We start from the raw sequence: 20,862 nt of genomic DNA, 5'->3' as shown, positions 1-20,862 counted from the left end.
GTACCTAACGCTACATGATGCCAAAGCACATTGTTATTTGTGATGACCACCTACTTTTTTTAAACGGCATTGCCGAACTGTTGAGGAATGCTGGGAAAGGTTACGAAATCACCAGTTTTAGTCGTGCTGATGAGTGTAGGAATTACCTCAAGCAGCACCAGGCAGATGTATTCATCTGTGATTTGAATATTGGTGATACCGATGGCTTTGTATTGTTAGAAGAACTTAAGGAACGACTGAAATATTGCAAAAAGATTATCCTTACCGCCTATTATGAGGACTTTTTAATCCAAAAAGCCAAAAGGATGGGAATAGATGCTTTTCTGAAAAAGGAAACAACGGCCGAAGAGCTCATCAAGGTTATTGAAATGAGTGCTAGTGCAGGCTTCCAAACTAACGGAAGAGATAGTAGGAGTGTTGACGTTTATCGTGCAATAGACGAACCTATTGTCAACAAATTCAGGATATCCAAACAAGAAAAAGAGGTCATTAAGCTAATCATTAAAGGGCTTACCAGTAAAGAAATTGGCGAGACACTTTTTGTCAGCAAAACCACTGTTGACACTCATCGTCGGAACATCTATAAAAAGCTTGAAATTAGTAACAGCAGTACGCTCATCAAATTTGCACATGAGAATAACCTGCTTAGTTAGCATTCTGTTACTATTTGCTTGGTTCAAAACCTCGGCAACTATCCCTCAGCAATTTTCTGTAAAAGCAGGTTATATTGTCGACCACGGTTCGAAATGGGAACTAAAAGAAGTCCAACAACAAAAAACGAAGCCATTTGAAATAGGACAGAAAATCAATTTGGGTTATAACCGTAATGATGCTGTTTGGTGCTATTTTAAAGTCAAAAACAACGACACTACTAAGGCGGCGAATGTATGGCTATGTTTCGATAATTACCATATTGATAGCTTAACCATCTTCGACCAAGACCAGGTGTTCTTGATGGGTGACCGAACTAAGGGTCAATCGACGTTTATGAGCACAATGGGCTATCCGCTTCATTTCTACCCTGGTCAAGAGCGTATCCTTTGGGCAAGGCTCACCAAGCGGACTTCTTTCTTTGATTTTTCGTTTAATTTGGCCAGTACTTCCCAATTGGAAGCCCAGTCTTCAAAGAAAATGACTTGGATTGCTTTTTTCATCGGCATTGCTTTTTTGTTGCTCATGATCAATGGTATCCTATTGGCCATGACCCGTAATCGTCTGTATGCCTATTACATTGGCTACTCTGTACTTACCGTTTGCTATGTAGTAGTTACTACCAATTTTGCAAAGCACTTGCTATTCCCTAAATTATTATTGCTAAGCGAGATCAGGATTTTTAGCGGAGCATTATGGTATATTGCATTAAGCTATTTCCTTTGTTGCTTTTTAGCACTAAAGCAGCACCAGCCATTTAAATACAAAATCATTAACCTTTTGTGCGGCATCAACCTGCTGCTCGTTTTATTTTCGGCAATTCTGCTGTGGATTTATCCAACGTTTGATTTTAGGTACTTTTTTATCTCTGGCTATGTGATCTTTATGCTGGCCATTGTAGTGCTTTTCTGGGCATCAGTTGCCCATTTAAAGGTAGAACGGGACCAGGCTATTTATGCCCTTTTAGCGTTTGCCCCGCAGTTGGCATGGGGAGGCTGTCTAATCTTAAAAACTTTCGAAATTATTCCCTATGCACTTGGAGATAGCTGGATGATTTTTGCAAGCTTGTACGAAGTGTTCCTTTTTGGGGCAGTGCTCTCCAGAAACTACGTAGAAGTTTATTTGAAAAACACACAACTGATGCAGGAGGTAATTTTAGAAAAAGAAAACTCCCTGCGTACCATTAACCACGTACAGCTAAGAGAACGAAGAAACATCGCCAATATCATTCACGACAACGTTGGAAGCAAGATTGCCCACATTATGCATCTTTTTGATATGAAAAATGCCAAGCTGGCTAAGCAGAACATTAGAGAATTGGCCAGCGATATCCGCGACATTTCCCACAAAATTCTTCCAAAAGCACTCGACGAAGGGGCACTTGTATCTAGTTTACGCAGTCAGATTGCTATTTTGAACGCTGGATTGGACGACGCAGAGATTGAACTGTTTTGTTACGATTTCCCAGAACGAATTGAAGAGAAATGGATTTACGACCTGTACCTAATTGCCTTAGAAGCCATCAGCAATTCCTTTAAACATGGAAAAGCACGCTTGGTAACCATAGAGTTTTATGGGTATGCAGACAGTTATCATTTCCAATTTACTGATGATGGTTGTGGTTTTGATGTACAGCAAACAGGAATGGGCTTTGGTTTAGAAAATATGGAAAAAAGGGTAGGTTATTATCAGGGACATTTTGAGATCAGTAGTGTAGAGGAAGAGGGAACCGTTATTCAAATTGTTATTCCTGCGTAGCTGTTCGCTTAAGCTCTTTTCAAAGGAATTTGGTTTTCCAGTATAAATGGAAAAAGTATACGCTAACTGGCATCCTCAAATCGCCGAAGCTCTTCATGGCGAAGATGAATATTATATTGATAAAACTCTTTCAAGAAGCAAGCAGGCCCATCGACAGTAAAAGGTTCAACTTCAAATAATGCCATGTCAAGTTCGCGATAACCATGTTGGTCGATCGGTTTTGAAATAAACGACATCGACCAGCGAGGGAAATTAGGCGCTTTCTGTTCGCCACTGGCCAATAAGATCAATTGCTGATGGCGAGGGTCACGATTTATTTTTTCGTAAAGCTGAACAATAGCCGTTTTTTCCCCTTCAATGAGTTGCATAAAACGTCCCTCTAATCGATCCAAAAAGCGAGTTTCCATATAAATGAGCATTCCTGTAATCGCTAACTTCTCATTTTCAGCTTGCGACTCTTGCAGTAATTCCAGCAATGCCGCCGAAGACATTAGTGTTTTTGCTAGGCTGGTATATACTAAATAGTAGGAGGTTGGTGAGTTGTTCATTCCACAGGTAATTTGATACAGATGATCTCAAGTTTTATCTCTATTTTGTTAAATGTGGAGAAAACAATTGATATAAAATTGCCATAAGCCGAGCAAACCTGCCAAAATAAAATTAGGAAACGGTTTACTGAAACAAATAGGCTAATTTGCTGTTCCGATGACACCAAAGACGCTTTTTTGCGTTGCTTGGCAATCAATATTATCCCACGATAAATGAGAAATAAAACTCAGATGGTGCAGTTTGATCTGGAGTATTTTTTTGACTTATTACCAGACCTGCTTTTTATTGCAGGCTACGACGGCTATCTAAAAAAAATAAACCCAGCTGTTTCAAAAACACTTGGTTACAGCTCAGAAGAATTACTGGGAAGCCATATAGATACTCTTGTACATCCTGAAGATAAGGAACTCACTGCTCGAAAGCGAGAGCAGTTAAGAAAAGGAGAAACGTTGTTTCAGTTTGAAAATAGGTATTTGAGAAAAGATGGTGCGGTTATTTGGTTGCTTTGGACTGCTGTACCCGTTATACGTGATCAGATCATATTTGCCATTGCAAAAGATATCACCGATAAAAAAAGCATTGAGCAACAAGAAACGATATCTACGCTGCTTGGTAAATTAAATACCGAACAGATGAAGCGTTTTTCTGCTGATTTGGATATTGTACAGCCTGCATTTGTGAGCAACAATTCTAACCCGAAGTGGTTGGATAGCACTTCTGCGGTTTCCCAGGCAGATCAGTTGTGGTTAAAAAGGTTCGAATCTGTGGTGAGAAATTATGCGGGTAAATCAGAAATTAACCTGAGGATACTGAGTGCAGACATGGCCGTAAGCGAACGTCAGTTATTTAGACAGGTGAAACGCATTATGGGAATTACCCCTAACCAATTGGTGAGGATGATACGACTACACTTGGCTTGGGAAGCTATAGCCTCCCGAAAATACCGTACTTTGAGCGAAATCTCAAGAATAGCAGGTTATCATTCCAATACCTATTTCAAGAAACTTTTTAGCCAAGTTTATGGTATTGAAGTTTCCGAACTGCTTTAAAACAAGGATTATCAATCGTAAAAATTAATTGATCATTAACCTATTATCCATTAACGATGGGCAAAAAAATATTGGCAATAGATGATGATATCGACATCCTATCCATTTTTCAATTGGTATTGGAGGAAGATGGCTTTGAGGTCATCACAAGTCAAATTGGAATTTCGCCAGAGGCTCTTTCCTTGATGCTTCCAGACCTGATTTTACTAGATATTAATATCGATGGTTTTCCAAAATCGGGCGTAGATATTTGTACCGAATATAAAATGCACAAAGCAGTAGAACATGTACCCGTACTATTGGTTTCATCTGAACACAATTTGGAAATGCTAGCGGCCAGTTGTAAGGCAAATGGCTTTTTAAGTAAGCCTTTTAACATCACGGAACTGACCAATAAAGTCAAGGAATTTGTATCTTCGGAAATAAATTAGCCATGGACAACAAGTCAAATAAAATCGAGTCGTGGGACCGCATCAATTTGGGTTCGCAACTGTTAAAGCAATTTTTTTTAACTCACTTGGATCGGATTTATGCCGCGAAAATCCATTTGGTTACCAAACTGCCTTCTTTAGCAGAAGAGGCTTATTTTACCGACCTTAAAAATGCCATTGAGGAAACGGTAGCAGGGGTACGCAACCAAATTGCCAGAATGCAGATGATTTATACCATGTTGGACGCAGAGGTAGCTGAGGGAAGCATACATGGGCTTACAGGTTTGGTGAACGATGCCTTTGAAGCTATCAACGCTCAAGAAGGAGAGCCCGAACTTCAAGACTTATCCATTATTTTCTACCTTCAGGTGATTGAAAGCGTGGAAATGGCTTCCTTTCAGATCTTACAAATGGCTGCCGTTAAATTTGATGAAAAAATAGGCAAGTTGCTCAAAGAGAATTACGAGGAAGCCAAGTCAGATCGTACCTTGTTATTACTAATTTCTTCCAAATACATGGTTAGCTAAAAAAGCCAAACTAAGATACTAACCACCAGAAACTGTAAGCATTTACGAATGCCTTTATCTGGCAACAAATGCTCTTCGCAAAGGAAGAAAAAGTCTTTTTCACATGTGGAAAGGTTCTTCGCAACGGAAGAAAAGTACTTTGTCTCATATGGAAAAGGCTCTTCGCAAGGGAAGAAAAGTGCTTTGTCATATATGGAAAGGCTCTTCGCAACGGAAGAAAAAATCTTTTGCAAATATGGAAAGGTCCTTCGCAACGGAAGAAAAGTGCTTTGTTACATATGGAAAGGCTCTTCGCAAGGGAAGAAAAGTGCTTTGTCATATATGGAAAGGTTCTTCGCAACGGAAGAAAAAGTCTTTTGCAAATATGGAAAGGTGCTTTGCAAAAGAAACATAGGGCCTTGGAAAAGGAAGAAAGGTCAATGTCTTGGCCTAAGTCTTATGTTGTTCGATTTATCTTAAGACTCACGAAGTTTTTGAAACTTCGTAAGTCTGCATTTACGGTAACAATCTATAGGAAATAAAGTACCAATTAGCACAACCAATTCTCTCTCCTTTTTAAGGAGAGAGTTAGAGAGAGGTTTCTTTAATTCAACCCTCTCTGTCCTTTGGACATCTATTGAAAAATATGTTATTGCATTTTGGCATCAATGAGCTCGCTACGCTTCGGTTCTCCCTTTGAGGGAGAGAGAAGTGCTTAGGGAAATTTGATGGGACTTTCAAAGTTAGGTTGGGTTTATCTTGAGACTTACGAAGTTTCAAAAACTTCGTAAGTCTGCATTTACGGTAACAATCTATAGGCAATAAAGTACCAATTAGCACAATCAGTTCTCTCTCCTTTTTAAGGAGAGAGCTAGAGAGAGGTTCTTTGAATTAAACCCTCTCTGTCCTTTGGACATCTATTGAAAAATATGTTATTGCATTTTGGCATCAATGAGCTCGCTACGCTTCGGTTCTCCCTTTGAGGGAGATAGAAGCGCTTAGGAAATTTGGTGGAACTGTCAAAGTTAGTGCAGAATAAAGCTAAGTGCATTGTCCAATCCTCTCTCTTTTTAAGGAGAGCGCTAGAGAGAGGTTCTTTGAATTTAACCTTTATCCGCTGTGCTGTATCTCCCTCTTATAGTGGGAAAGAAGTGCTTAAGAAAGATAATGAAAGCTTAAACTCACTATTTATCATCCCCATATAATATTTCATCTACATTGTTTTCAAGCTGATGATCTTCAGGAAATCTGGATAAGTAAAACTCTTCGTAGTAAGCTTTAATAATAGCGGCCATAGGGGTAGCTAATAATGCGCCCATTAGTCCAAAAGCAGCTCCCATGGATAGCAATAGGAACAGCAGCGAAACAGGGTGGATTTTCATGGTTTTAGACCTTAGTTTAGGCATTAAAAAATCTGCCGTCAGCTCATTTAAAAGTAGAAAAAATACCAAGCACCAAAGTGCCGTTGCAGGGCCAATAGACAATGCTACCAAAGTGGGAGGGATGGCCATAATGTAAAAGCCTATCTTAGGAATCAGTTCCGAAAAGAAAGCCAATGCTGCCCATACCAATGCTCCTGGTACGTTCATGATGCTCAAAAATACAAATACCAATACGGCTTGTACAGCACCCCCAATGAGGTTCGACCGCATCCAGCCGCCCAACATGCTCGAGGTATGCTTTAAAGCATTGGTGGCCTTTTCGCGTTTATCTGGTAAAAAGGCGGTTAAATATAATTGAATGATGGGCCTTGGATTGGCTACAAAAAAGACAATCATCGAGATGAAGACGATGAACACAAATATGCCACCCAAAATACTAAATGAAAAGCTCCCTAGCCCCATCACCGTTTTTCCTAATGGAGGCATTGCACTACTGAGCGATATCTGATCGTCGGGCAGGTTTTTACTCAGCTCTGGATACTTTCTTAATAAATGTTCCAAGTGGGTAGTAACGCTATTCAAATAACTAGGAATGTTACCAATCAGGATATCGATTTGATCACTGATGACTGGTAAAACCAGAATAGCAATAACGGTAGAAACGATGAAAATAGCGCCAAGCACTATCAATGCAGCCAACCATCTTTTCATCCCTCTTTTCTCCAATTTGTTAACGGGCTGGTTAATAATGATCCCTAGAATGATGGCAAATAAAAATAAGATGACTACGGAAATAATCTTATATAGAAACCATAGTAAAATGACTAGCCCAAAAAGATAAAGAATGCTTGAAGTTAAAGTTCTGTAGAGGTTAAAAGGTCTGTTTTCGGCCATGGATATGAAATTACTTATTCCTAACATCATCAGGCAAAGAATGTTTTAAAGGAATATTAATTCACAGTACATGCCCAAGTTAGCACTAGTTAATGAGCCAAATGGTGATAGTTGTGCCCCTTAAATAATACATCACTACAAAATTCGAGTATTACCCTTTACAACAACTGCTATGTTACTGGACATCAATAGATGAAGCAGGTGTAAGAAAAAGACTAAGAGGCAGTGGCGCTGAAATTTTATTTAGAAACAGAAGTGATATATTTTGTAGCAACCAATAGCAATTGGGTGCGGTTACTTTTAGACTGTTCATAATTTTCTCTTAAAAGCTCACCTATTTGTTTGTTTTTGAGCTTTACTGCTGTCATCTGTAAAATCTGGAAAGAGGCCATCTCCACACTTTCTATATTCTGTAGGTAGAAAAGAATAGACAAGTCTCTAAGTTCGGGCTCGGAATCTTGTTTCTGAATGGCCTCAAATGCATCGCTCACCAGCCCAATCAAGCCTTTTGTAGAACAATCGGAATAGCCCGCATCCAGTAGTGCATAAATAATATCCATTCTAGAAATCTCCATTTTTACATTTTCCAGTGTTTGGTCCAGGGCTTCTTTCAAATCTGGATAATGTGCCCAGTTGATTAGTGCAGGTAGTTTGGTCACTAGGTGAGACTTAGCACAATGTATTTTGTCTAAATGCTCAATAAAAAAGTCTTGTATTTTTTTTGGAGAAATTTCCATGTAGAGTTAATTGAGTTTGTTTTATGATGCAAATTGATTCACTACTTTAACAACATCATCAATGTCGAAAGGTTTGTTGATATAATGATCTGCTCCACAAGCCTCTGCTAGTTGAGCAAGGTTTTGCTCTGCTGAAAGTAAAATGATAGGTAAGTTGCGCGTCTCTGCATTTTGCTTAAGTTCTTTACAAATTTGTGCCCCAGTTTTCTCAAAGCCAAAAATTCTTACGTCTAGGAGCACAAGGTCTGGGTGTACCAGGGTAATTTCATCGGCGGTCATTCCCTTGCTGTTTGAAATGAATTCGAAGCCTTCCTCTTGGAAAACAATTTCAAGTATAGCCAATATATCTGGGTCATCTTCAATGGTCAATATCCTTTTATTCATTATGTTTAAGTTTTTTAGGTAGTAATTAACATTGGAATATAGTAAAATTGTTCGGCATAGCAATTTTAAGGTAAATGTAAGGCCAGTTTAATTCGAGATAGGTTTCTAAATTTGGCCTCTTTTTCAATGCTTTAAGTTGATATCGCTTTCTTCAAAGGTCTCCATATTTCCGCTATATTTAGTGTTGGCTAATTAAAAATTAGTAGAATTATGGAAACTAAAAAGATATTCGGATCATTTGACGATATGTCATTTTTCATGAACCATGTTAAAATATTTCAACGTTTGCTAGAAGTATGATTAGGAAGCCTTAGGAATATTTTGAAGGTAGTACCAGTACCAGGCTCACTATCAATGGTGATTTTTCCACCTGACGAAGCCACGATGGTATTTACCAAATAAAGGCCAACCCCCGATCCTTCGGTAGTGGGTTTAATGCGCTGAAATTTTTCGAAAATATGTTCGCGGTCCTTTTTGCTAATTCCAATTCCGTTATCTGTTACCGAAATGACAAAGTGTTTCTTTTCCTGATAGGTTTTGATCATTATTTTTGGAGGACGGCTAGTAGGGGTATACTTAATGGCATTATTAATGAGATTATACAGTACGCTACGTAATTTTCGCCTTACAAAAGTTAATTCCGATGCTTGAATGTCTTGATTGATGATTGCCCCACTCTCTAAAACTTGGGGAGCGATGGCTAACCTTACATCTTCTATGATATTTTGGATATCTAGAAGTTCCTCAGCCGCTTGGTAGCGTTGGCTACCCCACCGATTATCGACCAGACTTTCTACAATGTTTTTGATTCCGTTTAGGCTGGAGTCCAGATTTTCGAGCAATTTGACCAATTTTTGTTGATCTGGTTGCTTTTTGAGAAATTCTAAAGTGAGCCCCATCGCTAGTATTGGATTTTTAATATCATGGGTAATGGTATCTAGCAAAAGCTCGTGCTCAGCAATTAGCTTTTCTTGCTCCTTCAAATCGGTAATACGTGGCGTAATATCAACAAAGGTAATGATCACTCCGTTAGTGGCTTTTGTTTTTCTAACAATGTAAGGCAGGATATTCATTTGGTACCATCTCATGTCGGTGGTTTGAATTTCCTTTTCCAATATTTTGCCTGTGCTAATGACCGTTTTGATATTTTCTAAGAGCGTATGATGTCGAAAATTTTCGCTGATTTCTTCTAAAGGTTTTCCAATATGTTCCCCCTTTAAATTGAACTGTCTCATCGCTGGCGGCGTAAATTTTCGCAATATCAAATCTGCATCTACAAATAATTGCGGTATGATGGTATTGGCAAAGTAATTTTCGAGGTCTTCGTTGAGCTGAACAAGATCAGCAATTTGTTGATTTTTGGTCGGCATTAATAACTGGTTTTTTACAAAAAACAATTTAGTTACTAATAAGTTTTACTTGGACTCCGTACCATATCGATGATGGAAGTGATCGCCGTTATTTGTAATGGATTTGACTACTTTTTTGTTTTAGAAAGGGCGGTTATAAGCAGTTTTGCTAAATAAACAATTGCTTGATTGATGATTAGCTCTTGATTGCCCTTAAAAACAACTTTTTCTTCGAAGAGTTTATTTTCGCCAAAAATACCACAAAAGAAGATGGTACCTACTGGTTTTTCTTTGGTTTCACTGCCTCCAGGGCGAGTTAAACCAGTAATACCAATATGAAGGTCGGCTGGGATGATTGAGGCTAAGCCTTTAGCAATTGCAAAAGTAACTTCGGTTGATTCTGGCGTAAATTCTTCAACCAGCGCTGGGCTTACATCAAGCAATTGCTCCTTAATACTCACATCATAACATACCAGGCCGCCCATCAAAAATTCACCTGCATTAGCACATAGACTAAAGGCTCCTGTAACCAGCCCAGCCGTAGCACTTTCTGCCAATGCCATGGTGATTTTGTTATCCGCAAGTAATTTGCCACATTGTTGAATTAGCTGTTTTTCCATATTGGTTAATAAGCGTTTTTGAGGTAATTTTTGCTATGCGGTAACATTAACCTCAATCTTCACAATATCTGTCCGTTTATACCATGTCCTTCCTACGCAAGAATGGCTTGATCATGTAGCAACTTAGTTGTTTAGCCTAGCAGTTCAACTGCTTCGGTGTTTCCCTGTTGATAGGCCAAGTCAATAGCCCTCAAGCCTCTGGTATCACATAATTCTGAATTGGCACCATTCAGTAAAAGCAGTTTAACCATTTCGTTGCGACCAAACATTACCGCAAACATGAGTGCCGTACCACCATTGCCGTGTTGCAAATCGAGTGCTGCGCCATGAGTGATTAATAGTTCGGCGATGTCAGCATACCCCTTAAAGGCTGCACCCATGAGTGCGGTATTGCCACCATGATCAACGGCGTTTACATCTGCGCCATGTTCAATCAATATTTTTGCCGCTTCGTACTGATGGTTGTAGCAGGCAATAATTAAAGGGGTATAACCTTTTGGATCCTGTTGGTTAAGGTTAGCACCACCTTTAATTAATTCTTCTAATACGGCTGTATTGCCAATTCTTGCTGCATGAATGAGCATTTCTTTTTCAAGTTCCATATATTGAGGTATGATTAGGCGGGTACTTTTCTGGCTTTTTCCCTGTCCCAATTACGGTGTTGAGCTATCGCTGTGATAAAATTTTTGGTAATTTCTTTTGTATTCCCAATCAGTAGGGCATTGTCCTTGGTGCCGTCGCTTTTTTGCGCTGTAGCGATATAACTGTTTTTAATCAGCGCATTATCGTGTTCGTCGGCAATGGCAATGGCCTTACAGTGCTTATAGGCTTCATTGAGAAAATGTATTGCCTCGGGCTGTTGTGCAAGCATCTCGATACTGCTTTTTCCTGCAGGTACAAAAACTGCATCGTAAAAAACAGATGCCGCCGTTAATAAACTTTCATCTACTTGGATTTTTTTATTCCCAGTGCCTATATGTCCTAGTTTAGGCGCAATGATTTCTATTACAGCGCCAGCTGACTCCAAAGATTTTTTCATATCGGTCACACTGCTTACATCAACACCATCAGCCAATAAAAAAGCAATTTTACGTGTGCTGATGTTGTCCTTTATCGTATTTGCCATGCTTAGGGCAGGCGATTTTTTTACTGAAGGTTCTTTGTGTACGGGCTCAAAATCTTTTGGATTACCATCGGCAGGTACGCTAAAATTGAGCTGCTGCGGCTTGGTAGGTACTTTAAGGCCAAGGTTTGCAGCCACCTGCTCGGCTAGGGTAGCTTCAATTTGTTGTAGTATGCTGAGCATACGTTCTCTAATGGCAACGGTTTTTACCTTCCCTAGCTCAAAACTCAAGGCATCGATGATGTGGTTTTGCTCAGGCTTTGACTGACTATGGAAAAACAGTTTGGCTTGGCTAAAGTGGTCGAAGAAACTACGGCTTCTGGCTCGTATCTTTTTAGCATCAATTCTTTCGGTATGGCTGGTAAATCCGCCATCACGTGCTTTCACCTGTTGCGGATCGTTATTGCCTGTGCTGTTAGGTCCGTAACTTGCTTTTCCTACGTTAATGGTTTGTCGCATATACCCGTCACGCTGGTTGTTGTGTACTGGTACTATCGGACGATTGATGGGAATTTCGTGAAAGTTAGGACCTCCTAAACGAATCAATTGCGTATCGGTATAAGAAAAAAGTCTTCCCTGTAATAAAGGGTCATTGGTAAAGTCAATGCCTGGCACCACATGGCCCACATGAAACGCCACCTGCTCCGTTTCAGCAAAAAAATTATCGGGATTACGGTTTAATGTTAATTTGCCAATACGCTGTACGGGCACTAGTTCTTCTGGAATCAACTTAGTGGGATCCAAAAGATCGAAGTCAAATTTGTGCTCGTCGGCCTCAGCCACTACTTGGATCCCAAGTTCCCATTCAGGGAAACTGCCCATTTGTATGGCTTCCCATAAATCCCTGCGATGAAAATCAGGATCTTTACCAGATATGTTTTGTGCTTCATCCCAAGCTACAGCATGTACGCCCAAAAGCGGTTTCCAATGAAACTTTACAAAATGGCTTTCACCTTTATCATTAATCAATCTAAAAGTATGCACCCCAAATCCTTCCATCATTCTGTAGCTGCGTGGAATGGCACGATCGCTCATGGCCCACATCACCATGTGTGCCGATTCGGGCATCATGGAAATAAAATCCCAAAAGGTATCATGCGCCGAAGCTGCTTGTGGCATCTCATTATCGGGCTCGGGTTTTACAGCATGAATCAAATCAGGAAACTTCATGGCATCCTGTATAAAGAAAACAGGCATGTTATTACCTACCAAATCAAAGTTGCCCTGTTGGGTATAAAATTTTACAGCAAAGCCACGTACATCCCTGGCTAAATCTGTGGATCCCCTTGAGCCTGCCACGGTAGAAAAACGTACAAATACAGGTGTTTCAGTATCTGTGTTTAAAAAGTGGGCCTTGCTTAAATGTGGGATGGGTTTATAAAGCTTAAATACGCCATGCGCACCAGCGCCACGGGCATGTACAATTCTTTCTGGAATGCGCTCATGATCAAAATGGGTGATTTTTTCTCTTAAAATGAAGTCTTCCAATAGGGTTGCTCCACGTTCCCCAGCTTTTAGCGAGTTCTGGTCGTCATTAATTCCCAAACCGTGGTTAGTCGTCATGGGTTGCCCTGTAGCATCTGCTTGATGTTGAGATAACTGCTGTACTTTTTTGTTTGCTGGTAACCCAGATTGTTCAGGGGTAAGAGGTTTCTTTGCCATATCATTTGGTTTAGTTTTTTTAAATTAAGTCGTCAAGGAAGCAATCAATGCTTTAAAATCGTTTAGATCTCCTATTAAGTTACGGCAGCAAAACAATCCTTAGTTGGCTTTGGTTTAAGCTGACCACACAACAGGTATTTTGCTCGAAAAGTACCTGTTTAGCTATGAGTAGTTTTGGGGTAACATTAGTATGTTGTTGTGCTATTGGTTTTTCGATTCCATAAAGAACTTTGGTGCAAATAAGGCGTTACTTTTTATGGTAAATGGCCTTGAGTACCAACATCGCCAAATCCATGGTAAGCGAAAAAGCATTGGTGATGATAATGGGCCAGTCTTTTAATAATATCCCATACCAGCACCAAGTGGCATTTCCAGCAGCCAATATGACGAACATCAAAGGGGATACCTGATCTACCTTTTTGGTGCGGATAACTTTGACAATTTGTGGCGTGGTCGCTATGGCTGTTAGGCTGCCTGCCAATATTCCTATAATCAGCTGCTGTTCCATGTGTTTTACGGGTTTAACATTTATACACATTCCTTGTTTGCGAAGCACTTTATATAGGTATATGTACCTGCGGTAAAAGGAGTAAATACCTGATCTTTGATGTAGGAAAACTTTTGGCCATTAAAATGATTTATCTAAAACTTATTCATGTTTTTTTAGAAAACAGGATCTATTAAAAAGGCGCAGTAATAAAGGCTAAACTTCAACGAAAATGGAAAAGAACAAAGATTTTGGCAAAGAACACGTACCTAGCCAAGAAATTGGCGAGCAGATGGATGCGGAGGAACAACGTTGGTTTACTGATGAAGCAGCAGCCATCGAGTTTTTCGAATTGGTTAAATATCGATTGCTGGATGTTAACCAATGGGCTTCATTAACGGGTAGTGCATTGTCTACCTTTCAATTAAACAACACCTTTGGTAATCCAGTTGACCGTTTGGCAGAGGAAGGCGACTACATTAAAATTGATATCCCAGGTCCTGGTTCGAGCGTGGGCAAAGGTTATGATTGGGTTTTGATAGAAAAGGTGATGCAGGCGAAAGAGGAGGGGATGGAGGTGCTTACCCTTAGGGCAAGACCAGCAGCGAACCCACTTTCAAAAAGCAATGACACCGCTCATTTTCTTACCGAACAAGCCACCTCCACGTTTCAGGTAAAGCGCATTGGAAAACACCTTTATGCAGAGGAGCATGGCCGAAATGAACAGGCAAATACCTACACCGCCGATACGCTTGATAATATCCGTAACATGGCTGTAGGTTGGATGGCGATGTTGGGGCTTTCTTACCCGCAATGGAAATCGTTATTAAAAGGGCTATTGGCCGATCGCTAGCAATTCTGAAAACCGTGTTTGAAACCAGTGCCTACTTTTTTCTTTTATTTGACAGCTCAAAATCGGTTGATTAATAAATGTTATGCCAAAACCCAAACAGAAACTGACCCTGCTTCGCAAACAAACTCAGCCCAACCATCTTCGTCTACCCTAATTTCTTCCGTTACGTGTCCCAGGGCATCCCTCATAGTTCTTCCTGCAAAAGCGGGGCCCATTTCCATTCTTTTGTAACCTTTTTCTCCATTAGATAGGATAACGGCCAGTCCCGAATTTTCTTTTTCTTCGATGCCTTCCCTTGTCCAACCAATACAGTTGGCGTGGTCTAAATAATCTCGCTGCAAGCCGTAAGCACGCTGTTTGCGTAGTTCAAGTAAAGTGTGTAGTTGGGGCAAATGTCCAATGGTTACTTCATGGTCCTGCCCGTCCTGTCCTTTATCGGTGTAGTTAGAACCGTAAAGGTCTGCGTAAAAAACACAAGGGTAGCCCGCTTCTCTTAACAAGATCATGGCATAAGCATGTGCCCTAAACCAAGGCTCTACAATTTGTTCTAAAGATTGAAGCGGCTGGGTGTCGTGGTTTTCCACAAAAGTAACAGCCAAATCGGGCCTTGCACCTACTAAAGTATTTTCAAAAATGCTGGCCATGTTGTAATTGCTGCCTGATTGGGAGGCTGCAGAAAAATTAGCTTGTAAGCAGGCGTCAAATAAAGACATTCGCCCCTCTGTAGCGGCTATATAGTCCAGCAGGCTACCCAAGTCATTTGGTGCCCAATACTCGCCCACGGTAAACAATTCCTTTTGTAAATCTGCTCTCAGGAAATCGAGCCATTCGTTGTAAAAGCTAGCGGGCATATGTTTAATGGCATCTAAGCGAAAGCCGTCAAATTTTAAGGTCTGATATAGCCATTTTCCCCAAGCCTTTAGTTCTTCCCTTACTGCGGGATTGCGAAAATCAATGTCCGATAGCATGAGGTAATCAAAGTTGCCATTTTCTTGATCCAATACCTCTTCCCAACCGTCTCCATATTGGTTCTGTATGCTATAAATAGCCGTTTCGCCAGTCCTGTGATCATAATCTACGCCACTAAAGCATTGAAAGTCCCATTTAAATTTGGAGTATTTGCCCGCTCGAGCGGGATAGTTGAATTTAGTGAAAGCTTCAATTTCGAAAGGTTCCGAGGTGAAGTTGTTGCGTTGCGCTGGATCCACCTTTCTCACGGTAATGGCCTCCGTTTCATCGCCTCCACCCAAATGGTTCAGTACAATATCTACATAGATCTTTAAACCCGCGTTTTGTGCAGCCTTAATGGCTTCTATTAATTCTTGCTTAGTGCCATATTTGGTTCGAATACTCCCTTTTTGATCAAACTCTCCCAAATCATAAAGGTCATAGGAGTCGTAGCCAATGGAATTTGGCCCTGCCATGCCTTTATGAGCTGGGGGCAACCATAGGGTATCGAAACCTTTATCCTTGATATCCTGTGCTTCTAATGTGAGTTTTTTCCATAAGCTTCCATCGGCAGGGTAGTACCATTCAAAGAACTGTAGCATTGTAAAGTTTTCCATAGTGTTTTTGATCTCGATTCAGTTGGGTTATTAAGCATGTTTGCCCAACTAACAAAAATGCCGTGGTAATGTTTGGTGACACTTTTTTGAGGGTAAAATGATGGCGAAAATAATTCAGCATTCTTGCCAAACAAAAGCAAGGTAGGGCTGTTTTATGGGTAGAATAGCAGCGCTTAATTGCTTGCTAAAAATCCAATATAATTTTTCGCGCAAATGTCAACTAATTCAATGGACAGAGAAATGTCTAAATTACAGCAAGATGCCCCAGTAGCGAATTTACCAATGCTACCAAATACTGAAGAAATAACGGTTGAACCCGAAAAAGAACCTAAATTGGCTAAGGAAACAATCAAGCCATTTTTTCTATCTCCACGCGATGGGCTGTACGGCTTACTTTAATCAGCAGCCTTAACACCTTAAAGTTACGCTTCATCCCTTGAATGGCGAATTTATTTGCGCTTATTTGGGCGTGTTAGCGGCTATCGGGCGGTTACCCGTTTCTATTTCTATTTGCTTGGTACTTACCGCATAATGCGATGGTCTAATTTCCGATCCTGTCGCTACAGCATAAGCCTTAGTGAACTCGGCACCAAAATAAAGGATAATCGACGAGTAGTAGGTCCATAACAGGAGGATGACCAGCGAGCCTGCTGCGCCATAGGTACTGCCCACATCGCTTTGCCCAATATACATGGAAATGGCAAATTTGCCTATCATAAATAGGATGGCGGTTACCAGCGAGCCAAAAGTGACATCACGCCACTTGATTTCGGCATCAGGTAAAACTTTAAAGATCACCCCGAAAATGATGGTAATGACTAATAAGGTGATTACTTGGTTGAGGACATAGAAAATAACTACAGAGACATCGGAAAAGCGCATTTCTAGTTGGCGGCTAAAACCGTCGAGGAGGGAAGTGACCACTAATGAAACCAATAGCAGGAAACCCAAGCTAATGATGACCGAAAAGGAGAGAAACCTATTTTGCAACAACTTTAACCAACCTCTTTTAGGTTTTGGTTTGATGCCCCATATGGTATTGATAGAGTCCTGAATGTCGGCAAATACCGTAGTGGCCCCTATCAAAAGCGTTACGATACCAATGATGAACGCAATATTCCCTTTATTGCCAATGGCGGCTTTTTTCACAATTTCTTGCAGCTGTAATGCCGTTTCTTTGCCCATAAAGCCACTTAACTGTTGGTAAATTTGTCCTTCGGCTGCTTCTTGTCCTAAAAAAATACCGCACAAAGAAATGATGACTACCAGCAATGGTGCCATTGAAAACACCGTATAATAGGCCAGTGATCCACTTAATTTGGTCACGTTGTGATCGCTAAACCCACTAATGGTTGCTTTCAGTAGGTTAAAAATTCCTTTAAAGCTAAGTTTATTCTTTTTCATCTTTTAATGAGACTAAATGTTACGCTACCTATTTAAATGTGGGATTTGATTGGACTTATCGTTTTTCTTTGATCTTTTCGAAGTAACGGGTAATGGTTAGCCCTGCAAAATAACGTTCTACTTTAGGCCGTTGCCATAATAGCCCTAAAGCAACAAGGCTTAGGCATATGGTGGCTCCTAAAAAGCCTAATACGTGGCTTCCCAAAAAAATAGACAAGGAGAAAGAAAGGGTGACGGCGGTTAAAAAGATGACCAATAAGAGGCCAACGATAATCACGGTGTTGGTAATAAGGTCGGCCACCAGCGAACTGATGGCGTGTATCGTACGGTATCGTTGCGTCCTTAGCTTTGCTTTAATGCGGCGCTTTGCTTTTTTCCAGTAATTCTTCAAGGGGCTTCGTAAATTTTTCTGCATAGTATCCATTGTGTTTAAATTAACCCCTGTTTTTGCGAAAATGTTTGCAGAAAGTTCATTTGGAGTACGTATGCATGAACACGCACAAGCAGTATTAAAAATTTAGGCAAAAAAAAATCCGTCCACCGGACGGATTTTTTCAATTATAAGAAGGGATACTTAATCTATCTTAACATTCACTGCGTTTAGGCCTTTTTTGCCTTGTTCCACATCGTAGGTTACGCTATCATTCTCACGAATTTGATCGATAAGACCTGAGATGTGTACAAAAATTTCGCTGTCACCGTTCGATGGGGTGATAAATCCGAAACCTTTGGTTTCATTGAAAAACTTTACTGTTCCTTGTTGCATTATATTTCTTTTAATAAAGTACAAGTATAGTTATAATTTATTGAAATACAGAATGTTTTGTTAAATAAATAAAATAATACTTTAAAAAGACAAATTAAATTTCTATTTATTAGTGATAAATAGGCTCTGATGTTTTTAAATGGCATCTTTGCTGAAGTTCGTAATAATGATAACCTAATAATATGATCTAGTCTTGAAGGCGGTTATTTTCTATATGATTCTTGATTAACAATAGTTTTTATCTAGTGTAAGTAAGACAAAAGGTTCCCTTCGGAAAGCGCTTTGAATTTTTGTAGCAAAATGTTAGCAGCTCCATTAATAGTCGTCTTCAGAATATCTTCAGATTTCAGTTCTAGTTTGGCATTGAAAAACCGATAAAAGGTAGAGGATGGAAAATAAACTTAAAAGATATACGGCGAATTTACGACTATGGCACTGGTTAAATGCTATGGTGATTAGCGGTTCTCTGTTGACCATACTTATTAATTCAACTTTGCTCGACAGGAAAACAAATGCAATCTGGCTGAGCGGACAACTTAAAGATGCAGGAGCGAAAGTAAGCGAACAACAACTTGGGGAAGTTTCGCATGGTCTGTCGGAAATGGTCTGGAATGTACATGTTTATGTCGGTTATTTTCTAATTGCCCTGCTTATTTACAGGTTGTTAGGGGAATTGATGCTTGCAAAAAAACAGCACCTATTCTATAAACTTAAAAAAGAGCTTCGAATGTTGGGGCAGCGAAATGGACAGATAGGAATTAAAGATCCAATCATCAAACTATCGTACCTGCTTTTTTATGTAATGCTGTTGTTCATGGCAGTTAGTGGACTTGGAATAAAATTCCATAGCCAAATTGGGTTATCCAACTCCATGGCCCATGGTCTTAAGGAGGCCCATGAAACTGTCATGTATGCCATCCTGCTATTTATCGTGGTGCATATCGTAGGTGTTATCATTGCCGAAAGAGGGAATAAGCGGGGAATTGTTTCAGATATGATCAACGGTGGAAGGGCAGAGGACTAATGTTCATCTACCCTCAAATATAAAAATTATAAAGCTTTAAATATGAAGACCTTTTTATTGATAACGATCCTTTTTTTCGGACTAAATGCAGGAAATTGGGAGCCTAAATTCGAAAATGCCAAAAAAATAGCCAAAGAGAAAAACCATCTTATCCTACTTAATTTTTCAGGATCGGATTGGTGCGGTCCCTGTATCAGAATGCACAAGGAAATATTTAACGATGCGGAATTTTTAAAGATGGCCGAACAAAATTTGGTGTTGGTTAATGCAGATTTTCCACGCAACAAAAAAAATCAGCTGGCTAGCGATCTGAAAAAGCAGAACGAGGCTTTGGCCGAAACCTACAATCCAGGTGGAAGATTCCCTTATACCTTACTGCTTGATGCAGAAGGCAAAGTACTGAAAACTTGGGAGGGAATGCCAGAAGAAACACCTGCACAGTTTACAGCTACTGTTAAACAAATATGTGATGGTCGTAAATAGCCCCAATATGGTTTTACAATCTTTCAAGCGTACCGAAAGATTGATGGGGAACACTTTTGAAATTACGGTGGTAGGCCATGATCAACTTTGGGCTGATGCCAAACTGGAAATGGCTGTTGAAGAAATAAGGCGGATAGAAAGATTGTTGACCACCTTTAACGAACAAAGCCAAACCAACCAGATTAACCAAAAGGCAGGTATTGCTGCAGTAAAGGTCGATCCCGAAGTGTTTAGCCTCATTGAACGTTCCCTAAGGATATCTAGAATTACCGATGGTGCGTTTGACATTAGCTACGGTTCGATTGATAAAAGGCTTTGGAATTTTGATCGAGAGATGAAGGCATTGCCCAATGCGGAGCTGGCTAAATCAATGGTAGGTTTAATCAATTACAAGAACATCATCTTAGATGCACAAGCCTGTACCGTAAAACTAAGCAAAGTGGGCATGCGGATAGGTTTTGGTGCAATAGGAAAGGGATATGCCGCCGAAATGGCAAAGGCCTTGTTAAAAAGAGAAGGTGTTGAAGGTGGAATTGTGAACGCATCGGGTGACCTCACCACCTGGGGTACCCAGCACAATGGGAAACCATGGACCATCGGCATAGTTAATCCAGCACACCGACAAATGCCTTTTTCCTACCTAAATGTTAACGATATGGCCGTAGCTACTTCGGGCAATTACGAAAAATATGTCATCATCAATGGCGTGAAATATTCGCATACCATCAATCCCAAAACGGGCCTGCCAGTAAGAGGCATTAAAAGTGTAAGCATCATCGGGCCAAACGCCGAAATTGCCGATGCCATGGCCACGCCCGTTACCATTATGGGAATCAAGGCGGGACTAGATATGATCAATCAGATTCGCCATTTAGCATGTATCATCATAGATGACTACGATCAGGTTTTCACCAGTAACAACATAAATCTCAGATGAAAATATCAAAAAAAATAGGTTTGCCCAGCATCTTGGTATGTATGGTGGCGTTAGCCACAGCATCCTGTACTACCGTTAAGGAGTACCAAAAAAATAGGTTAAACGATGCCGAAATGGCTCTTTCCAATCGAAAGGTAGAGAAAACCGAGCTAAGTTTTCAGGGCTATAGGGAAGGCGCATCAGGTGCCAACGCTGGAAAGAGCGGTGGCGGTTGCGGCTGTAATTGAAAATCATATCATTATTTGTAG

General features: G+C 40.2%; 24 protein-coding genes. 11 read left to right on the top strand and 13 right to left on the bottom strand.

Annotated features, from left to right (window positions below; all coding sequences use genetic code 11):
* Positions 1 to 14: 14 nt before the first annotated feature.
* Together DUT70_RS06395 and DUT70_RS06390 are read left to right on the top strand one after the other, a co-directional pair.
* Positions 15 to 653 carry a response regulator transcription factor gene (locus DUT70_RS06395; protein ID WP_113646419.1) on the top strand — a complete coding sequence of 213 codons (639 nt, stop codon included), beginning with the start codon at positions 15 to 17 and terminating at the stop codon, positions 651 to 653.
* Complete coding sequence (locus tag DUT70_RS06390; protein ID WP_113646418.1) at positions 631 to 2,409, top strand: sensor histidine kinase; 1,779 nt, start codon at positions 631 to 633, stop codon at positions 2,407 to 2,409. Before DUT70_RS06395 ends, DUT70_RS06390 begins: the two co-directional genes overlap by 23 nt.
* Before the next feature lie 62 nt (positions 2,410 to 2,471).
* On the opposite strand, the gene DUT70_RS06385 is transcribed toward DUT70_RS06390, so the two are convergent.
* Entirely contained in the window at positions 2,472 to 2,957 is a 486-nt protein-coding gene (locus tag DUT70_RS06385; RefSeq protein ID WP_113646417.1) for a BLUF domain-containing protein, read from the bottom strand.
* Between the two features lie 213 nt (positions 2,958 to 3,170).
* Here DUT70_RS06385 and DUT70_RS06375 point away from each other — a divergent pair, with 213 nt between their 5' ends.
* The 3 genes from DUT70_RS06375 to DUT70_RS06365 are packed head-to-tail and all read left to right on the top strand — an operon-like array spanning position 3,171 to position 4,965.
* Entirely contained in the window at positions 3,171 to 4,007 is an 837-nt protein-coding gene (locus tag DUT70_RS06375; RefSeq protein ID WP_113646415.1) for a PAS domain S-box protein, read from the top strand.
* A 56-nt stretch (positions 4,008 to 4,063) separates the two neighbouring features.
* Positions 4,064 to 4,438: a response regulator gene (locus DUT70_RS06370; RefSeq protein ID WP_113646414.1), complete on the top strand. Its 375-nt coding sequence runs from the start codon at positions 4,064 to 4,066 to the stop codon at positions 4,436 to 4,438.
* Positions 4,439 to 4,440: 2 nt separating this feature from the next.
* Complete coding sequence (locus tag DUT70_RS06365; RefSeq protein WP_113646413.1) at positions 4,441 to 4,965, top strand: DUF892 family protein; 525 nt, start codon at positions 4,441 to 4,443, stop codon at positions 4,963 to 4,965.
* Positions 4,966 to 6,128: 1,163 nt separating this feature from the next.
* On the opposite strand, the gene DUT70_RS06355 is transcribed toward DUT70_RS06365, so the two are convergent.
* The 8 genes from DUT70_RS06355 to DUT70_RS06320 form a co-directional block, all read right to left on the bottom strand.
* Positions 6,129 to 7,250 carry an AI-2E family transporter gene (locus DUT70_RS06355; RefSeq protein WP_113646411.1) on the bottom strand — a complete coding sequence of 374 codons (1,122 nt, stop codon included), beginning with the start codon at positions 7,248 to 7,250 and terminating at the stop codon, positions 6,129 to 6,131.
* A gap of 209 nt (positions 7,251 to 7,459) precedes the next feature.
* Positions 7,460 to 7,957: a DUF892 family protein gene (locus DUT70_RS06350; protein WP_113646410.1), complete on the bottom strand. Its 498-nt coding sequence runs from the start codon at positions 7,955 to 7,957 to the stop codon at positions 7,460 to 7,462.
* 21 nt (positions 7,958 to 7,978) lie between these two features.
* A complete protein-coding gene (locus DUT70_RS06345; protein WP_113646409.1) occupies positions 7,979 to 8,341 on the bottom strand; it encodes a response regulator in 363 nt (120 codons plus the stop codon).
* Between the two features lie 278 nt (positions 8,342 to 8,619).
* Positions 8,620 to 9,711, bottom strand: coding sequence for a sensor histidine kinase (locus DUT70_RS06340; protein WP_113646408.1), 1,092 nt, complete (start codon positions 9,709 to 9,711; stop codon positions 8,620 to 8,622).
* Positions 9,712 to 9,818: 107 nt separating this feature from the next.
* The gene (locus tag DUT70_RS06335) at positions 9,819 to 10,310 is read right to left on the bottom strand and encodes a CinA family protein (RefSeq protein WP_113646407.1); all 492 of its coding nucleotides are present in this window, start codon (positions 10,308 to 10,310) and stop codon (positions 9,819 to 9,821) included.
* 131 nt (positions 10,311 to 10,441) lie between these two features.
* Positions 10,442 to 10,912 carry an ankyrin repeat domain-containing protein gene (locus DUT70_RS06330; RefSeq protein ID WP_113646406.1) on the bottom strand — a complete coding sequence of 157 codons (471 nt, stop codon included), beginning with the start codon at positions 10,910 to 10,912 and terminating at the stop codon, positions 10,442 to 10,444.
* 14 nt (positions 10,913 to 10,926) lie between these two features.
* Positions 10,927 to 13,095, bottom strand: coding sequence for a catalase (locus tag DUT70_RS06325; RefSeq protein ID WP_113646405.1), 2,169 nt, complete (start codon positions 13,093 to 13,095; stop codon positions 10,927 to 10,929).
* A gap of 247 nt (positions 13,096 to 13,342) precedes the next feature.
* Positions 13,343 to 13,603 carry a SemiSWEET family sugar transporter gene (locus DUT70_RS06320; RefSeq protein ID WP_113646404.1) on the bottom strand — a complete coding sequence of 87 codons (261 nt, stop codon included), beginning with the start codon at positions 13,601 to 13,603 and terminating at the stop codon, positions 13,343 to 13,345.
* 211 nt (positions 13,604 to 13,814) lie between these two features.
* Between DUT70_RS06320 and DUT70_RS06315 the strand changes: the two genes are divergently transcribed.
* Positions 13,815 to 14,435: a hypothetical protein gene (locus DUT70_RS06315; protein WP_113646403.1), complete on the top strand. Its 621-nt coding sequence runs from the start codon at positions 13,815 to 13,817 to the stop codon at positions 14,433 to 14,435.
* A gap of 80 nt (positions 14,436 to 14,515) precedes the next feature.
* Here the strand turns inward: DUT70_RS06315 and DUT70_RS06310 are convergent, their stop codons facing one another.
* Positions 14,516 to 16,000, bottom strand: coding sequence for an alpha-amylase (locus DUT70_RS06310; protein ID WP_113646402.1), 1,485 nt, complete (start codon positions 15,998 to 16,000; stop codon positions 14,516 to 14,518).
* A 213-nt stretch (positions 16,001 to 16,213) separates the two neighbouring features.
* On the opposite strand from DUT70_RS06310, the gene DUT70_RS21115 reads away from it, so the two are divergent.
* On the top strand, positions 16,214 to 16,399 hold the full coding sequence (locus tag DUT70_RS21115; protein ID WP_128353317.1) for a hypothetical protein: 186 nt from the start codon (positions 16,214 to 16,216) through the stop codon (positions 16,397 to 16,399).
* 60 nt (positions 16,400 to 16,459) lie between these two features.
* Here the strand turns inward: DUT70_RS21115 and DUT70_RS06305 are convergent, their stop codons facing one another.
* The 3 genes from DUT70_RS06305 to DUT70_RS06295 form a co-directional block, all read right to left on the bottom strand.
* A complete protein-coding gene (locus DUT70_RS06305; protein WP_113646401.1) occupies positions 16,460 to 17,404 on the bottom strand; it encodes a YihY/virulence factor BrkB family protein in 945 nt (314 codons plus the stop codon).
* Between the two features lie 55 nt (positions 17,405 to 17,459).
* The gene (locus DUT70_RS06300; protein ID WP_128353316.1) at positions 17,460 to 17,819 is read right to left on the bottom strand and encodes a hypothetical protein; all 360 of its coding nucleotides are present in this window, start codon (positions 17,817 to 17,819) and stop codon (positions 17,460 to 17,462) included.
* A 159-nt stretch (positions 17,820 to 17,978) separates the two neighbouring features.
* Positions 17,979 to 18,170: a cold-shock protein gene (locus DUT70_RS06295; protein WP_113646399.1), complete on the bottom strand. Its 192-nt coding sequence runs from the start codon at positions 18,168 to 18,170 to the stop codon at positions 17,979 to 17,981.
* Between the two features lie 388 nt (positions 18,171 to 18,558).
* On the opposite strand from DUT70_RS06295, the gene DUT70_RS06290 reads away from it, so the two are divergent.
* Genes DUT70_RS06290 through DUT70_RS06275 form a run of 4 tightly spaced genes read left to right on the top strand, consistent with a single transcriptional unit; the run spans position 18,559 to position 20,841 of the window.
* Entirely contained in the window at positions 18,559 to 19,194 is a 636-nt protein-coding gene (locus DUT70_RS06290; protein ID WP_113646398.1) for a cytochrome b/b6 domain-containing protein, read from the top strand.
* A gap of 42 nt (positions 19,195 to 19,236) precedes the next feature.
* Positions 19,237 to 19,677 carry a thioredoxin family protein gene (locus DUT70_RS06285; protein WP_113646397.1) on the top strand — a complete coding sequence of 147 codons (441 nt, stop codon included), beginning with the start codon at positions 19,237 to 19,239 and terminating at the stop codon, positions 19,675 to 19,677.
* Positions 19,664 to 20,614 (top strand): FAD:protein FMN transferase, encoded by a 951-nt coding sequence (locus tag DUT70_RS06280; RefSeq protein WP_240432037.1) that lies wholly within the window; start codon positions 19,664 to 19,666, stop codon positions 20,612 to 20,614. The genes DUT70_RS06285 and DUT70_RS06280 overlap by 14 nt, the downstream gene beginning before the upstream one ends.
* Complete coding sequence (locus DUT70_RS06275; RefSeq protein WP_113646396.1) at positions 20,611 to 20,841, top strand: DUF4266 domain-containing protein; 231 nt, start codon at positions 20,611 to 20,613, stop codon at positions 20,839 to 20,841. The genes DUT70_RS06280 and DUT70_RS06275 overlap by 4 nt, the downstream gene beginning before the upstream one ends.
* The last annotated feature ends 21 nt before the right edge of the window (positions 20,842 to 20,862 follow it).

The sequence above is a fragment of the Pedobacter chitinilyticus genome (assembly GCF_003313385.1).
Classification (GTDB): domain Bacteria; phylum Bacteroidota; class Bacteroidia; order Sphingobacteriales; family Sphingobacteriaceae; genus Pedobacter; species Pedobacter chitinilyticus.
Note: the sequence above shows the minus strand (reverse complement) of the source record. Positions and strands in the feature narration are given on the sequence as shown.

Coding starts and splice junctions, on each gene's coding strand:
- DUT70_RS06395 (WP_113646419.1), top strand. CDS start 15: ATGATGCCAAAGCACATTGTTATTTGTGATGACCACCTACTTTTTTTA.
- DUT70_RS06390 (WP_113646418.1), top strand. CDS start 631: ATGAGAATAACCTGCTTAGTTAGCATTCTGTTACTATTTGCTTGGTTC.
- DUT70_RS06385 (WP_113646417.1), bottom strand. CDS start 2,957: ATGAACAACTCACCAACCTCCTACTATTTAGTATATACCAGCCTAGCA.
- DUT70_RS06375 (WP_113646415.1), top strand. CDS start 3,171: ATGAGAAATAAAACTCAGATGGTGCAGTTTGATCTGGAGTATTTTTTT.
- DUT70_RS06370 (WP_113646414.1), top strand. CDS start 4,064: ATGGGCAAAAAAATATTGGCAATAGATGATGATATCGACATCCTATCC.
- DUT70_RS06365 (WP_113646413.1), top strand. CDS start 4,441: ATGGACAACAAGTCAAATAAAATCGAGTCGTGGGACCGCATCAATTTG.
- DUT70_RS06355 (WP_113646411.1), bottom strand. CDS start 7,250: ATGATGTTAGGAATAAGTAATTTCATATCCATGGCCGAAAACAGACCT.
- DUT70_RS06350 (WP_113646410.1), bottom strand. CDS start 7,957: ATGGAAATTTCTCCAAAAAAAATACAAGACTTTTTTATTGAGCATTTA.
- DUT70_RS06345 (WP_113646409.1), bottom strand. CDS start 8,341: ATGAATAAAAGGATATTGACCATTGAAGATGACCCAGATATATTGGCT.
- DUT70_RS06340 (WP_113646408.1), bottom strand. CDS start 9,711: ATGCCGACCAAAAATCAACAAATTGCTGATCTTGTTCAGCTCAACGAA.
- DUT70_RS06335 (WP_113646407.1), bottom strand. CDS start 10,310: ATGGAAAAACAGCTAATTCAACAATGTGGCAAATTACTTGCGGATAAC.
- DUT70_RS06330 (WP_113646406.1), bottom strand. CDS start 10,912: ATGGAACTTGAAAAAGAAATGCTCATTCATGCAGCAAGAATTGGCAAT.
- DUT70_RS06325 (WP_113646405.1), bottom strand. CDS start 13,095: ATGGCAAAGAAACCTCTTACCCCTGAACAATCTGGGTTACCAGCAAAC.
- DUT70_RS06320 (WP_113646404.1), bottom strand. CDS start 13,603: ATGGAACAGCAGCTGATTATAGGAATATTGGCAGGCAGCCTAACAGCC.
- DUT70_RS06315 (WP_113646403.1), top strand. CDS start 13,815: ATGGAAAAGAACAAAGATTTTGGCAAAGAACACGTACCTAGCCAAGAA.
- DUT70_RS06310 (WP_113646402.1), bottom strand. CDS start 16,000: ATGGAAAACTTTACAATGCTACAGTTCTTTGAATGGTACTACCCTGCC.
- DUT70_RS21115 (WP_128353317.1), top strand. CDS start 16,214: ATGTCAACTAATTCAATGGACAGAGAAATGTCTAAATTACAGCAAGAT.
- DUT70_RS06305 (WP_113646401.1), bottom strand. CDS start 17,404: ATGAAAAAGAATAAACTTAGCTTTAAAGGAATTTTTAACCTACTGAAA.
- DUT70_RS06300 (WP_128353316.1), bottom strand. CDS start 17,819: ATGCAGAAAAATTTACGAAGCCCCTTGAAGAATTACTGGAAAAAAGCA.
- DUT70_RS06295 (WP_113646399.1), bottom strand. CDS start 18,170: ATGCAACAAGGAACAGTAAAGTTTTTCAATGAAACCAAAGGTTTCGGA.
- DUT70_RS06290 (WP_113646398.1), top strand. CDS start 18,559: ATGGAAAATAAACTTAAAAGATATACGGCGAATTTACGACTATGGCAC.
- DUT70_RS06285 (WP_113646397.1), top strand. CDS start 19,237: ATGAAGACCTTTTTATTGATAACGATCCTTTTTTTCGGACTAAATGCA.
- DUT70_RS06280 (WP_240432037.1), top strand. CDS start 19,664: ATGGTCGTAAATAGCCCCAATATGGTTTTACAATCTTTCAAGCGTACC.
- DUT70_RS06275 (WP_113646396.1), top strand. CDS start 20,611: ATGAAAATATCAAAAAAAATAGGTTTGCCCAGCATCTTGGTATGTATG.